This window comes from Enterobacter sp. EGD-HP1 (genome assembly GCF_000733275.2).
GTDB lineage: Bacteria > Pseudomonadota > Gammaproteobacteria > Enterobacterales > Enterobacteriaceae > Enterobacter.
Genome location: NZ_AVOP01000013.1, coordinates 17,769 through 32,213, shown reverse-complemented (window position 1 = coordinate 32,213; position 14,445 = coordinate 17,769). Strand labels below are relative to the sequence as shown.

14 protein-coding genes are annotated in these 14,445 nt (G+C 57.6%); 8 read left to right on the top strand and 6 right to left on the bottom strand.

The window, feature by feature from the left end:
• Positions 1-32: 32 nt before the first annotated feature.
• Positions 33-1,334 (top strand): cytosine deaminase, encoded by a 1,302-nt coding sequence (locus N037_RS11810; protein WP_023333692.1) that lies wholly within the window; start codon positions 33-35, stop codon positions 1,332-1,334.
• Positions 1,335-1,352: 18 nt separating this feature from the next.
• On the opposite strand, the gene tsgA is transcribed toward N037_RS11810, so the two are convergent.
• The gene (tsgA, locus tag N037_RS11805) at positions 1,353-2,537 is read right to left on the bottom strand and encodes an MFS transporter TsgA (RefSeq protein WP_032641095.1); all 1,185 of its coding nucleotides are present in this window, start codon (positions 2,535-2,537) and stop codon (positions 1,353-1,355) included.
• Between the two features lie 278 nt (positions 2,538-2,815).
• On the opposite strand from tsgA, the gene ppiA reads away from it, so the two are divergent.
• The 4 genes from ppiA to argD all read left to right on the top strand — a co-directional run bounded on the left by ppiA (position 2,816) and on the right by argD (position 5,980).
• Complete coding sequence (gene ppiA, locus N037_RS11800; RefSeq protein ID WP_014885514.1) at positions 2,816-3,388, top strand: peptidylprolyl isomerase A; 573 nt, start codon at positions 2,816-2,818, stop codon at positions 3,386-3,388.
• A 106-nt stretch (positions 3,389-3,494) separates the two neighbouring features.
• Positions 3,495-4,079: a putative adenosine monophosphate-protein transferase Fic gene (locus tag N037_RS11795; RefSeq protein WP_032641093.1), complete on the top strand. Its 585-nt coding sequence runs from the start codon at positions 3,495-3,497 to the stop codon at positions 4,077-4,079.
• A gap of 30 nt (positions 4,080-4,109) precedes the next feature.
• On the top strand, positions 4,110-4,673 hold the full coding sequence (pabA, locus tag N037_RS11790) for an aminodeoxychorismate synthase component 2 (protein WP_032641091.1): 564 nt from the start codon (positions 4,110-4,112) through the stop codon (positions 4,671-4,673).
• A gap of 86 nt (positions 4,674-4,759) precedes the next feature.
• Positions 4,760-5,980, top strand: a complete 1,221-nt coding sequence (gene argD / locus N037_RS11785) for a bifunctional acetylornithine/succinyldiaminopimelate transaminase (protein WP_197278578.1) — start codon at positions 4,760-4,762, stop codon at positions 5,978-5,980.
• Here the strand turns inward: argD and N037_RS11780 are convergent.
• Positions 5,977-8,064, bottom strand: coding sequence for a YccS/YhfK family putative transporter (locus N037_RS11780; RefSeq protein WP_023333687.1), 2,088 nt, complete (start codon positions 8,062-8,064; stop codon positions 5,977-5,979). The genes argD and N037_RS11780 overlap by 4 nt on opposite strands.
• Before the next feature lie 57 nt (positions 8,065-8,121).
• A complete protein-coding gene (gene crp / locus N037_RS11775) occupies positions 8,122-8,754 on the bottom strand; it encodes a cAMP-activated global transcriptional regulator CRP (RefSeq protein ID WP_000242758.1) in 633 nt (210 codons plus the stop codon).
• A 311-nt stretch (positions 8,755-9,065) separates the two neighbouring features.
• On the opposite strand from crp, the gene N037_RS11770 reads away from it, so the two are divergent.
• Positions 9,066-9,470 carry an OsmC family protein gene (locus tag N037_RS11770; protein ID WP_008503018.1) on the top strand — a complete coding sequence of 135 codons (405 nt, stop codon included), beginning with the start codon at positions 9,066-9,068 and terminating at the stop codon, positions 9,468-9,470.
• An 88-nt stretch (positions 9,471-9,558) separates the two neighbouring features.
• Here N037_RS11770 and N037_RS11765 read toward each other — a convergent pair whose 3' ends face one another.
• The 3 genes from N037_RS11765 to N037_RS11755 are packed head-to-tail and all read right to left on the bottom strand — an operon-like array spanning position 9,559 to position 11,696.
• Positions 9,559-10,428, bottom strand: a complete 870-nt coding sequence (locus tag N037_RS11765) for a phosphoribulokinase (RefSeq protein WP_023333686.1) — start codon at positions 10,426-10,428, stop codon at positions 9,559-9,561.
• Between the two features lie 30 nt (positions 10,429-10,458).
• A complete protein-coding gene (locus N037_RS11760; protein ID WP_008503016.1) occupies positions 10,459-10,677 on the bottom strand; it encodes a YheU family protein in 219 nt (72 codons plus the stop codon).
• Positions 10,674-11,696 carry a hydrolase gene (locus N037_RS11755; protein ID WP_032641087.1) on the bottom strand — a complete coding sequence of 341 codons (1,023 nt, stop codon included), beginning with the start codon at positions 11,694-11,696 and terminating at the stop codon, positions 10,674-10,676. The genes N037_RS11760 and N037_RS11755 overlap by 4 nt, the downstream gene beginning before the upstream one ends.
• A gap of 228 nt (positions 11,697-11,924) precedes the next feature.
• On the opposite strand from N037_RS11755, the gene mdcA reads away from it, so the two are divergent.
• Together mdcA and N037_RS11745 are read left to right on the top strand one after the other, a co-directional pair.
• Entirely contained in the window at positions 11,925-13,580 is a 1,656-nt protein-coding gene (gene mdcA, locus N037_RS11750) for a malonate decarboxylase subunit alpha (RefSeq protein WP_010436323.1), read from the top strand.
• Positions 13,580-14,437 (top strand): triphosphoribosyl-dephospho-CoA synthase, encoded by an 858-nt coding sequence (locus N037_RS11745; RefSeq protein WP_032641085.1) that lies wholly within the window; start codon positions 13,580-13,582, stop codon positions 14,435-14,437. Before mdcA ends, N037_RS11745 begins: the two co-directional genes overlap by 1 nt.
• The last annotated feature ends 8 nt before the right edge of the window (positions 14,438-14,445 follow it).

Below are 14,445 nucleotides of genomic sequence, written 5' to 3'. Positions count from 1 at the left end.
GAAATATCAGCCGTGTTTTTCGGGAGAAAGGTATGTCTACAACACCGCTTTGGCTTGTCCAGAATGTTCGCTTACCGGGTCGGGAAGGGCTGTGGCAAATCGCCATCGAGAACGGTCGTTTTGGTGATATCACACCAATGGATGATACCCACGCCGAAAGTTATGAAGTCTTGAACGCGCGAGGTGGGCTGGCTATCCCGCCGTTTATCGAGCCGCATATTCATCTCGATACCACCCAGACGGCGGGGGAGCCGAACTGGAACCAGTCCGGAACCCTGTTCGAAGGTATTGAACGCTGGGCCGAGCGCAAGGTGCTGCTCAGCCATGAGGATGTCAAAGCGCGCGCCTGGAAAACGCTGAAGTGGCAAATTGCCAACGGCATCCAGTTTGTGCGCACGCACGTCGATGTTTCTGATCCAACCCTCACCGCTCTGAAGGCGATGCTGGAGGTGAAGCAGGAGGTTGCCCCGTGGGTGACGCTGCAAATCGTCGCGTTCCCGCAGGAAGGTATTCTCTCTTACCCGAACGGCGCGGCGCTGCTGGAAGAGGCGTTAAGGCTGGGGGCCGACGTGGTGGGGGCGATCCCACACTTCGAGTTCACCCGCGAGTATGGCGTGCAGTCGCTGCATATCGCGTTTGACCTGGCGAAGAAGTATGACCGTCCGCTGGATATCCACTGCGATGAAATCGACGACGAGCAGTCGCGGTTTGTCGAGACGGTGGCGGCGCTGGCTTATGAAGCAGGTCTCGGCCCGCGCGTGACGGCCAGCCACACCACCGCCATGCACTCCTACAACGGCGCTTACACCTCGCGGCTCTTCCGCCTGCTGAAAATGTCGGGGATTAACTTCGTCGCCAACCCGCTGGTCAATATTCACCTGCAGGGGCGCTTTGATGACTATCCGAAGCGCCGCGGCATCACCCGGGTGAAAGAGCTACAGGAGGCGGGCATTAACGTCTGCTTCGGTCATGACGACGTCTTCGACCCGTGGTACCCGCTCGGCACCGGCAACATGCTGCAGGTGCTGCACATGGGGCTGCACGTCTGCCAGATGATGGGCTATCCGCAAATCGACAGCGGCCTGAATCTGATCACCCATAACAGCGCCCGGACCTTTGGCCTGAGCGATTACGGCATTGAAACCGGAAACCCGGCGAACCTGATTATCCTGCCTGCGGAGAGCGGGTTTGAAGCGGTGCGCTGCCAGGTGCCGGTGCGCTGGTCGATTCGTCAGGGACGGGTGATCGCTACAACGCAGCTGGCGCAGACGTGGATCCAGACGGACGTCGGGGGAGAAGAGGTAAGCTTTGCCAGAAACAGCCCCTCTGCGTAATGCAAAGGGGCGCAGGGTTTAGTGAGACGCTGCCGCCGCGTTGTGCTGGCGGTGGCGGGTCACGAAGCCCAGGATGAAGCACATAATGAACACCACGGCATACAGACCGTTAGCGGTGTGCAGCGCCGCCAGCGGGCCGCTGTGGGCCACGATCGGGCCAGTGACCACGAAGGTCAGCATGGTGCCGATGGTGCCGCAGGTCAGGACGAAGTTAACCAGCTTCGGCGAGGCCACTTTGGTCTGCAGGGAGCCCAGGGTGATGATCGAGGTATAAATGGCGCTGGAGAAGAAGCCCAGGGTCAGAATGAACCACGGCATATGCTCCGGCGAACCGTTGATGAACAGGTACATCAGCACGGTTGCCAGGCCCGCCAGCACGGTCAAAATGCGCTGCAGGTCGAAGAAGCGCAGGATGAAGCTAAACGCCCACATGCCGAACATGTAAGACATCCAGAAATCGCTCACCAGTTGACCCGCATCGTTCAGGCTCATGCCCAGACCTTTGGCGTATTCCGGTACCCAGGAGATAAAACCCAGCTGGCCCAGGATGTAGCACAGGGCGGCAACGGAGAGGAACAGCACGCCGATGCCCCACTTTTCTTTCGCAACGGGCTCTGCGGTGGTTTGCGCTTTCTTGCCCAGCACCGGGAACTCACAGCCGAAGGTCAGAATAAAGATCGCCACGTAGACCAGACCAATGCAGGCATAGACCCAGTACCACTCGATGCTGCGCGCCAGCAGAACGGCCGCGACCATCGGGAAAATCATACCGGCCATGCTGAAGAAGGAGTCGGTAAACAGCAGACGCGCGCCGCGCTGGCGGCCTTCATACATATGGGTAATCAGGAACGTACCGATCGACATGGTGATCCCGCTGACCAGACCGAGCACGAACATCGCGGCGGAGAACAGCGCGATGCTGTGGCTCAGCATCAGGCCCGCCACGGCGGCGATCATCAGCACAAAGCCAAAACGCAGCTGCGTTTTCAGCGGGACAATTTCCATCAGCCAGGCATTCAGGAAGATAGAGATCAGGATCCCGGCGTTGAGGAAGGTGAAGGTATTACTCATGCTGGAAACGGGCAGCTGGAAGTAGTCTGCGATATTCCCCATCACCATCCCGGTGACGATCACCAACGCGCCGGTCAGAGCGTAGGAGAAGAAGCTGATCCATGTGAGCTTGATGCGATTGCTGTTAGTCATGTCTGGCCTGTTCAGAAAAAGAAAAAGCGCCCGGGGGCGCTGAGAGCGGGCAGATTTTAGACATTAAAGTGATCTATTCATATCTTTTAAGAGAAATTAGAAGTTCATTGCACCATTTTGTGTGATCTTGATCACACAAAATGGTGCTAAAGCCAACCGTTTGCGTGGTTACAACTGTTTCAATTTCGTAAAATTAGGTAAAAGGCTGGTCTCCGTTCATACTGCTCTTTAGAATCAAGCCATTCGCTTTTTATACTGCGCTTTGTTAAGGAATTCTCATGCTCAAATCAACACTGGCGGCTGTCGCAGCTGTGTTTGCTCTTTCTGCCGTTTCCCCTGCTGCGCTGGCAGCCAAAGGGGACCCTCACGTTCTGCTGACCACCTCCGCCGGGAACATTGAGCTGGAACTGAATAGCCAGAAAGCACCTGTTTCTGTCAAAAACTTCCTCGACTACGTGAACAGTGGTTTCTATAACAACACCACTTTCCACCGCGTGATCCCGGGCTTCATGATTCAGGGTGGCGGCTTCAACGAGCAGATGCAGCAGAAGCAGCCGAACCCGCCTATTAAAAACGAAGCGGACAACGGCCTGCTGAACAAGCGCGGCACCATCTCCATGGCGCGTACCGCAGACAAAGACAGCGCGACCAGCCAGTTCTTCCTCAACGTAGCGGATAACGCCTTCCTGGATCACGGCCAGCGCGACTTTGGCTATGCGGTCTTCGGTAAAATTGTGAAAGGGATGGACGTGGCTGACAAGATTTCTCAGGTACCTACTCACGACGTCGGTCCGTATCAGAATGTGCCGTCAAAACCTGTGGTTATCCTCTCCGCGAAAGTTCTGCCGTAATTCTTCTGAACGCGGGCTTCTTCTGCCCGCGTTATGTCGCCCTCCCTGCGAAAGCGCGTTTTGCTGCTTATACTTGTGGCAAACGGACTATTCAGGGAGGCGTTAAGTGAAAAAACTCACCGACAAGCAAAAATCCCGTCTCTGGGAGCAGCAGCGTAACGTCAATTTACAGGCCAGTTGTCTCCTTGAAAAAGGTAATGGTCCCTCAGAACCCCATATTGAGACGCTGGGGCTTGGGCCTTCCGCGCCCGGGTTGCCCCATCTGTGTCTTATTCATCGTCATTTGTACCGCAGCGAGATGAAGCGGGCTGGCGAGCTCCGTACCGACGATATTTTTAAAGGAGACATTCCCTTCTGCCACTTTGAGTACATCGAAAAGATGGGCAACGAGCTGATGGCGGCGCTGGAAGGCGAAAAGTATCTTGTGGGTCTTGAGAAAGCGGCGTTTGTTGACAGAGTTAGCCACTATTACTGCGAAATCAACATGCTGCATCCCTTCATGCGCGGCAACGGTATTGCCCAGCGCGTTTTCTTCGAGCAGCTGGCGCTTCACGCGGGCTACGCGCTGGACTGGCGCGATATCGATCCCGAGCAGTGGGTGGCGGCTAACCAAAGTGGCGCAACGGGAGATTTAACCGCGTTAAACGCTATCTTTGCCAAAGTAGTGAGCGAAGCGCGGGAATCTGAGTAGAATAGGGCGGCATTTTTTTCGGGAGCCGCCATGATTCTGCTGATTGATAACTACGATTCCTTCACCTGGAACCTTTACCAGTATTTTTGTGAACTGGGTGCAGAGGTGGTTGTCCGCCGCAACGATGAGATCGATCTCGCCGATATCGAGACGCTGGCTCCGCAGAAAATCGTGATTTCTCCGGGGCCGTGTACGCCGTCAGAGTCGGGTATTTCGCTGGAGGTTATCCAGCATTATGCCGGCAAGCTGCCGATCCTGGGCGTCTGTCTGGGCCATCAGGCCATTGCCCAGGCGTTTGGTGCCACCATCGTGCGCGCCGCCAAAGTGATGCACGGTAAAACCTCTCCGGTCACGCACTCCGGCACCGGGGTATTCACGGGGCTCAATAACCCGTTAACCGTGACGCGCTACCATTCGCTGGTGATTGACCCGCCGACGCTGCCCGCCTGCTTTGAGGCGACCGCCTGGAGCGATACACAGGAGATCATGGGAATTCGCCACCGCGAATGGGATCTCGAAGGCGTGCAGTTCCACCCGGAAAGCATCCTCAGCGAGCAGGGGCACGCGCTGCTGGCAAATTTCCTCCATCGCTGAATATCTGTTGCCTTGCTGTGATTTTTTATGCATATTTTGTGATTATATTTTCACAATCACTGTGACATAAAATGGATGGTCATGATATGGCAACTGAACAATCAGCAATTACCCGCGCGACATTCGATGAAGTGATCCTGCCGATTTATGCACCGGCTGAGTTTATCCCGGTGAAGGGAAAGGGCAGCCGCGTCTGGGATCAGCAGGGTAAAGAGTATGTGGATTTCGCGGGCGGTATTGCGGTCACGGCGCTGGGTCATTGCCATCCCGCGCTGGTGGAGGCGCTGAAAACCCAGGGCGAAACCCTGTGGCATACCAGCAACGTGTTCACCAACGAACCGGCGCTGCGCCTGGGACGTAAGATCATTGATGCCACGTTTGCCGAGCGCGTGCTGTTTATGAACTCCGGCACCGAAGCCAACGAAACCGCTTTTAAGCTGGCGCGCTACTACGCGACAACGCGCCACAGCCCGTATAAAACCAAAATCATCGCCTTCCACAATGCCTTCCACGGACGCTCCTTCTTTACCGTCTCCGTTGGTGGCCAGCCGAAGTATTCCGACGGGTTTGGCCCGAAACCGGCCGATATCGTCCACGTGCCGTTTAACGATCTGCACGCGGTGAAAGCGGTAATGGACGACCATACCTGCGCGGTGGTGGTCGAGCCGATCCAGGGTGAAGGCGGCGTGACCGCGGCAACCCCGGAATTCCTGAAAGGGCTGCGCGCCCTGTGCGACGAGCATCAGGCGCTGCTGGTCTTCGATGAAGTGCAGTGCGGGATGGGGCGTACCGGCGATCTGTTCGCGTATATGCACTACGGCGTAACGCCGGATATTCTGACCAGCGCCAAAGCGCTCGGTGGCGGTTTCCCGGTGAGTGCAGTACTCACGACGCAGGAGATCGCCTCGGCGTTCCACGTCGGCTCTCACGGCTCTACCTACGGCGGTAACCCGCTGGCGAGCGCCGTGGCAGGCGCCGCATTCGACATTATCAACACGCCGGAGGTGTTGAACGCCGTGAGCGCAAAGCGCGAGCTGTTCGTAAAACACCTGCAAAAGATTGATGAGCAGTACGACGTGTTCAGCGAAATCCGCGGGATGGGGCTGTTGATTGGCGCCGAGCTGAAGCCGCAGTACAAAGGCCGCGCGCGTGATTTCCTGCACGCCGCCGCGCACGAAGGGGTGATGGTGCTGAACGCGGGGCCGGACGTGATGCGCTTTGCGCCGTCGCTGGTGGTAGAAGACAAAGACATCGAAGACGGGTTAATCCGCTTTGCCGCGGCGGTCGCGAAGATCGTTAAAGGCTAATACTCGGTTCGCTTTAACACGCGCGTTAACCAAACCCCGTGATGCGGACGCTGACGCCATGCCACCGACGAAATGGTGTGCATGGTGTTCAGATGTCCCAGAACGCGCTGCAAATGTTGCTCCAGGGTGCTCATTGGCCCGTGGGTTAACGTCTCCGGCGCTTCCAGAATGTTCGAATCTCCCGACTCGCCCGGCGAGTCATACTCCAGACGCTGCTGACACCTCTGCAACGCAATTTCACACGACTGCAAATAGCGCTGCGCCAGATCCGGCGTCAGCATCGTGTGCTCGCGCGCCAGCGTGGTCATGGCGTTAATGTGCTCGACGATAAACTGGCTGTGCGTCACCCAGAGCTTCATGTCTGCCAGATAGTGCGAGTTAAAGCCCGGCTCCTGCATGGCCTGGTTGAGCGAGTTAAACAGAGCGTTGTGCGCCTGGTTGACCTTCATGCGCTGATACGCCAGCGGGGAGGGCTGCGGGTCGTCGCTCAGGATCAGGCGAATGGCCTGCTGGTCGGCTTCCAGCGCGTCGTGGGCGTTCTGGCGCAGCAGTCCGCTTTGCCACTGCGGCCACAGCCAGACCATGCCGCCGAAGGCAATCAGACAGCCGATCAGGGTATCAATCAGCCTGGCGACAATAAACTGTTCGCCATTGAGCGTGAGCAGCTGCAGGGTATATACCGCCGTCACCGTAAAGCCCACCATCGCCCAGCCGTAGTTTTTGCGGATAATCAGGTAGCTCACCAGCGTAATCGCCAGCATGCCTGCCAGGGTATAGCCTTCCGGCACGTGGAAGTGCAGCGTCACGCCCGCGATGATCAGCCCGGCCATCGTTCCGCCAGCCCGATGCAGAATACGCACCCGCGTGGCGCCGTAGCCGTTCTGGGTGACAAACAGCACGGTCATTAAGATCCAGTAGGGTTTCGGCAGATGCAGCGCCATGCCCATCAGGCTGGCGGTACTGAGCATCACGCTAATCCTTGCGGCGTTGCGCAGGGCGGACGATTTAAGAGAAAGATAGCTTTTGAGGGCGGGCAGTAGCGGCAGCCGTTTCTGCTTATCCGCCATCAGGTCGCGGGGATAAAGCGGGCGCTGGGTGCGCAGCACGCGGGCGATGCGGCTGAAGTGCCAGGCGGCAAACTGGCCGACGGGGTTATCCGGATGCTGACGGGCGATTTTCTCCAGCGCGCCCAGCTGTTTATCCATGCTAAAGCGCGTCGGGTAGCGGTGATAGAGAATATCATCGGCCAGCACCCGCAGGCGTGCCGAGACGGTCTGCGCGTTCCAGCGGATCACCGCTTCGGCGTGGCTGCGCTCGACCAGCTTTTGCACTTCCTGCGGGTGGTGCAGGCTAACGGAGATATGCTCCTGCAGATCCAGCCCGACCTGGAAGGTGCGCAGCAGCCGCTTGTACTCGTGGTTCTTGTTGGCGGCGAGCATATGCAGCTGCTGATAGCACTGGCTTATCAGATCCACCACCTTTTGCTGGCGCGTCAGCAGCGGCGGTAAGGATTTCTCCGGATCGGTATGCTGGGTGAGCAGGGTGTATTTGGCTTCGCAGTAATCCGCAAGCTGCACGTAGAGCAGGCTCAGGGATTCACGCAGCGGCTGTTCCCGCCACAGCCAGAACCAAAACCAGTTAAACAGCCCGTACCATAATGTCCCCAGTGCGTAGATCAGCAGCGGCTCCCACACCGGCATATTCCCGGCGAGGCTCAGCGTGAAAATGGCCGCAATCAGCGAAGCGGGAAGCAGGCGGGCGTGCAGCGAACTGATTTCCGCCGTCACGCCGAGGGTCATCGCCAGCACGGTCAGGATCAGCGGCAGCGGGATATCCCGAGCCAGTAAAAGCTGTACGGCGAGGCTACAGCCCGCAAACAGGCAGCCACCGATAATCAGGCGTTTAAAAAAGCGCTTATGCGGCGTGTCCAGACCGGCAATGTTGCAGCAGGCGGGCACGAGGGAAAACAGCAGGCCTTGCTGGAGGTGTCCGAGGATCAGACCTATGGCCACAGGAAGGCACAACACCAGCGTTTGTCGCAGTGCGTAGTTAACTTCCGGGTGATAGATCAGCCTGCGCCACATGGGGAGTAGAGACAAAAACGGCGTGACACCTTGCGATGGCACGCCGTTTAAGCGGAATTAACGCGTTCCGTAGACCACGATGGTTTTACCGTGGGCGGAGATCAGGTTTTGATCTTCCAGCATTTTCAGGATACGGCCCACTGTTTCACGGGAGCAACCGACGATCTGACCAATTTCCTGACGGGTAATTTTAATTTGCATGCCGTCCGGGTGGGTCATGGCGTCTGGCTGTTTCGCCAGGTTCAGCAGGGTCTGCGCGATACGGCCTGTCACGTCCAGGAAGGCGAGGTTACCCACTTTTTCTGACGTGACCTGCAGACGGCGCGCCATCTGGGAAGAAAGACGCATCAGGATGTCAGGGTTAACCTGAATCAGCTGACGGAACTTCTTGTAAGAAATTTCAGCCACTTCACATGCTGTCTTTGCACGAACCCAGGCGCTACGTTCCTGGCCCTCTTCAAACAGGCCCAGTTCACCGATGAAATCGCCCTGGTTTAGATAAGAAAGGATCATCTCTTTCCCTTCTTCATCTTTGATCAGCACTGCCACCGAGCCTTTAACGATGTAATACAACGTTTCCGCTTTTTCACCCTGGTGAATCAGCGTGCTCTTTGATGGGTACTTATGAATGTGGCAATGAGACAAGAACCATTCGAGAGTCGGGTCTGTTTGCGGTTTGCCAAGCACCATGCGCTGTTATCCTCTGTTATAAGCTGTCACCAGAGTCATCAGATGCATCCGGACTCTGGGGTTGCAATCGAATTCTTACCCATACCCTGGGAAGTCGGCTACCGTAACGTTTCGCAGCCAGTAAAGTTTGATGTCCTCTGCATACATGTGTAACGTCAATGTATTACTGTAGCATCCAGAGTGTTTTAGCATAGCTTTCGCCGCGTGTCTCCTGGTGTCTCGCTTCAGCATGATGCAGGTCGCCTTCCATTGCGAGAAATGTAACGCACGCGTAATCTGTCACCAAAAATGCAACGTTGGAGTTTAAGAATATGCAAGCGCGCGTGAAATGGGTTGAAGGTTTAACGTTCCTGGGCGAGTCCGCTTCAGGACACCAGATTTTGATGGACGGTAACTCCGGCGATAAAGCACCAAGCCCAATGGAAATGGTGCTAATGGCGGCAGGGGGATGCAGCGCAATTGACGTGGTGTCGATCCTGCAAAAAGGTCGTCATGACGTGACGGATTGTGAAGTCAAACTCACGTCAGAACGTCGCGAAGAGGCGCCACGCCTGTTCACCCATATTAACCTGCACTTTGTGGTCACCGGTAAAGAACTCAAGGATGCAGCGGTCTCGCGTGCGGTGGACCTGTCTGCGGAGAAGTACTGCTCTGTGGCGTTAATGCTGGAGAAAGCGGTAAAAATCACGCATTCGTATGAAGTGATCGAGGCTTAAAAAACAAAGCCCGGTGGCGCTGCGCTTACCGGGCCTACAACTGCACGAACGTAGGCCGGATAAGCGAAGCGCCATCCGGCAACAGACGTCACGCGATCTGCTTCCCTTCCATCAGTCGCTCCACCAGCGGCGTCATGATGAGCTCCATCGCCAGCCCCATTTTTCCGCCCGGCACCACTAACGTATTCATGTGCGAAATAAACGAGCCCTGCAGCATGGCCAGCAGCCAGGGGTAATCAATGCCGTCGAGGTTGCGGAAATGGATCACCACGAAGCTCTCATCCAGGGACGGGATACTTTTGGCGGCAAACGGGTTGGAGGTGTCCACCGTCGGCACGCGCTGGAAGTTGATATGGGTGCGGGAAAACTGCGGCGTCAGGAAGTTAATGTAATCCTCCATGGAGCGCACCACGGAGTCCATCACCGCTTCGCGAGAATGGCCGCGCTCGCTCATGTCACGCGTCAGCTTCTGGATCCACTCCAGGTTAACGATAGGGACCACGCCGACCAGCAGATCCACGTGGCGCGCCACGTCGTGTTGAGGGGTGACCACGCCGCCGTGCAATCCTTCGTAAAACAGGACGTCGGTGGGTTCCGGCAGCGGCTGCCACGGGGTAAAGGTTCCCGGCACCTGATTCCAGGGAACGGCTTCATCATAGGTATGCAGATATTTGCGGGACTGCCCTTTACCGCTCTGACCGTACTCGATAAAGGTTTGTTCCAGCAGGCCGAAGTCATTGGCCTCCGGGCCGAAGTAGCTGATGTGTTTACCCAGATCGCGCGCCTTACGGATGGCCATGTCCATCTCCGGACGCGTGTAGCGGTGAAAGCTGTCGCCTTCGACCTCCGCCGCACGGAGATTCAGCTGGGCGAAAATCTTGCGAAATGCGAGGCTGGTGGTAGTGGTTCCCGCACCACTCGACCCCGTAACGGCAATAACCGGATGTCTGGCAGACATAGCAACTCCCTGACTGAAAAGGGTGGAAGATCAGCCGTGAAACGCGTTGCGGGGCATGATATTGACCGTCTCATGCAGTTCTGACCACACCAGCACCACGTCGCCGCTTTTTAGCTGGCGCTTTACATCGTTGACCTTTTGCTCAAGCGAGCGTTCCTGTTCACCATAATCGGTGCCTTCACGTAATACAAAGCTTTCAATCAGATTATCGAGCGTTTCGGGAGCCAGATCCTGCCAGGGAATAATCATTTTGCACCCTCCAGATAAGGAGTCAGCCAGTCAGGAATGCGCGCCTCAAGCCACATTTTCGGGCGGCGCAGCGTGCCGCCGATAAACCCGACGTGGCCGCCGTGCTCGGTCAACTGATAGTGAACGTTGTCGGGCAGGAATTCCTGAGCGGGGATAGAGTGATGATCCATAAACGGGTCATCTTTGGCATGAATAATCAGCGTCGGCTGCGTGATCTTGCTGAGCAGCGGCATGGCGCTGCACTGACGATAATAGTCAATCGCATCGGCGAAGCCGTGGATTTTCGCGGTGATCAGGTCGTCGAACTCGCGAATACGGCGCACCTTTTTCAGCTGGCGCAGGCTGACCGGCAGGGTATCCGGGTAGGCCTTCAGCTTACGCGCCGCGTTGGCCTTCAGCAGGTTGAGCAGGTAGCGCTGATAGACGCGGGAAAAGCCTTTATCCATGTGGTAGCTGCACTGCTCCAGCATAAACGGCGCGGAGACAATGACGGCGGCATCCAGCGGGACGCTTTCACCCTCCTTGGCCAGCAGACAGGCCAGCATATTTCCGCCCAGCGAGTAGCCCACCGCGGCGGTGGGCACGGTGCCAAAGTTGTCCCGCAGCCAGTGTAAAAACCACGTCCCGTCTTCGGTTTCACCCGAGTGATAAATGCGTTTCTGACGATTCGGTTCGCCGCTGCAGCCGCGAAAATGCATCACCACGCCGAGCCAGCCGCGCGCTTTTGCCGCCTCAATTAATCCATGCGCATACGGGCTGTGCAGGCTGCCTTCCAGACCGTGAAAGACCACCAGACGCGGCTTATGGCGGGCCTGTTCCGGCGCTTCGCTCCAGGCGAGATCCAGAAAATCACCGTCTGGCAGGTCAAGCCGTTGCCAGTGTGGGGTGAACTGAACCTTGCGGCGGATCAGTCGCGGCAGCATGGTCTGCAGGTGGGGGTTAGCCACGCCGCGCATGGGCACGAACTCAGTGCTGTCTTCGGCCGCAATGTCGAAGCCTGATGGAATGATTTGGGTCATAAGGGCGATGCTGATTCTTGTCAGAAATTTACGGTACTTTCCGAATTGTACCCCGTTTAGCCTGGTTTTCCGAAACATGAACTGATCCCGATCACAAATCTTTACCTTGATTATTACTCTCAGGCTAATGATTCCGCTCTACGCTTAATTGATGCCTTTCTCACCAGAGCGCACACTTTACTCAACGTTAAGCAAATCAAAATGATTAGCTGAATCAGGAGGTTAATAATGTTATCTGGGCAAACACCCACCCGGCAATGGAACACGCGACGCAGCGAAAAAGCGCGTCGTCTGGCCTCCGTACCGGTGCAGGGCAAGGTACTGCCAACCGGCGATCTTGTCGCCATGCTGGAAAAATTAATCGCGCCTGGCGACAAGGTCGTTCTGGAAGGTAACAACCAGAAGCAGGCGGATTTCCTTTCCCGCTCGCTTGCCGAAGTGAACCCGCAAATTGTCCACGACCTGCATATGATCATGCCGAGCGTCGGCCGCAGCGAGCATCTGGATATCTTCGAGAAAGGCATTGCCCGCAAGCTGGACTTCTCCTTCTCCGGGACGCAAAGCCTGCGTATTTCGCAGCTGCTGGAAGACGGCCAGCTCGAAATCGGTGCGATTCACACCTACATCGAACTTTACTCGCGCCTCTACGTCGACCTTTCGCCAAACGTGGCGCTGATTGCCGGTTTTAAAGCCGACCGCAAAGGCAACCTCTACACCGGGGCGAGTACCGAAGATACCCCGGCGCTGGTGGAAGCCGCCGCGTTCCACGACGGCATCGTCATCGCGCAGGTGAACGAGCTGGTGGACGACGAGTGCGATCTGCCGCGCGTGGATATTCCGGGCTCCTGGATCGACTACGTGGTCGTTGCGGACAAGCCGTTCTTTATCGAGCCGCTTTTCACCCGCGACCCGCGCCTGATCAAACAGGAACATATCCTGATGGCGATGATGGCGATTAAAGGCATCTACGCGGAACACCAGGTGCAGTCCCTGAACCACGGGATCGGCTTTAACACCGCGGCGATTGAGCTGCTGCTGCCCACCTACGGCGAACAGCTTGGCCTGAAGGGCAAAATCTGTAAGCACTGGACGCTGAACCCGCATCCGACGCTGATCCCTGCCATTGAAAGCGGCTGGGTGGAAAGCGTGCACTGCTTCGGCGGCGAGCTGGGGATGGAAGAGTACATCCGCGCCCGTCCGGACGTCTTCTTTACCGGTGCCGACGGCTCGATGCGTTCCAACCGCGCCTTCTGCCAGCTGGCAGGCCAGTACGCGGTGGATATGTTCATCGGCTCTACGCTGCAGGTTGACGGCTACGCCAACTCCTCAACCGTGACCCGCGGTCGTCTTTCCGGCTTCGGCGGTGCGCCAAACATGGGCCATGACCCGCACGGTCGCCGCCACGCCACTCCGGCCTGGCTGAACATGATCACCGAGCCGGACCCAATGCAGCGCGGTAAAAAACTCGTCGTGCAGATGGTGGAAACCTTCCAGGCGGGCGTGAAGCCAACCTTCGTGGAAAAACTTGATGCCGTTGACGTGGCGAAAGCCTCCGGCATGCCGCTGGCACCGGTGATGATTTACGGCGATGACGTGACCCACGTGCTGACGGAAGAGGGGATTGCTTACCTCTATCGCGCCAAAGATCTGGAAGAGCGTCGTGCCATGGTCGCCGCCGTCGCCGGTATCACCGACATCGGTCTGGGCGTTGATGCGAAGCGCGTGGCGGAACTGCGTCAGAGCGGCAAAGTGGTCTACCCGGAAGATATGGGGATCCGCCGCACCGACGCCACCCGCTCTCTGCTGGCGGCGGGCAGCGTGTCTGACCTCGTCGAGTGGTCCGGCGGTCTGTATAACCCACCTGCGAAATTCCGGAGCTGGTAATGAAACTTCTGCCCCAGATTCAGGTTGAAGGCGGTGCCGAATGGCTGGCGCGAACCGCCACGCAGTGTCTGATTGACGAAGCACGTTTAAGCCCGAAACCCGGTCTGGTGGACAGTCGGGGGAACGGCGCGCACCACGATTTATCCCTTGCGCTGATGGAGCGCTCCGCGCACAGCCTGACCCCCACGTTTCAGGTGCTGGCGCAGCAGAGCTGGCAGCGGCCGGCAGACATTGCGCTTCGGCAAACCGTTGGCCGTCTTGGCCGCGAAGGCGAGCAGCAGATGATGGCCGCTACCGACGGGGTGAATACCCATCGTGGCGCGATCTGGGCGCTGGGATTGCTGGTCAGCGCGGTAGCGATGCTGGGCGGTGATGCCAGGGCGCAAGACGTCGCCCGCACCGCCGCGCAGCTGGCAAAACTGCCGGACGATGCGGCGCCGAAGGTATTCAGTAAAGGCCTGCGCGCCACGCACCGCTACCGCGTGCCGGGTGCCAGAGAAGAAGCCCAGCAGGCGTTTCCGCACGTTATGCAGCGCGCGCTGCCGCAGCTTCGTCTCAGCCGGCTAAACGGCAGCAGCGAAACGCAGGCCCGGCTCGACGCGCTGATGGCGATCATGACCTCGCTCACCGATACCTGCGTGCTGTCGCGCGCCGGCATGGAGGGGCTGGACGCCATGCAGAGCGGTGCCCGTGCGGTACTGAACGCCGGAGGCTGTGCAACGGCTGCGGGCCAGCAGGCGCTGGCGAACTTAGACCGTCAGATGCTGGCGCTTAACGCGTCACCGGGCGGCGCCGCCGATCTGCTTGCCGCCACGCTGTTTCTTGACCGCGTCGAATCGCCTTATTCAAAGCATTAAGAGGAAGT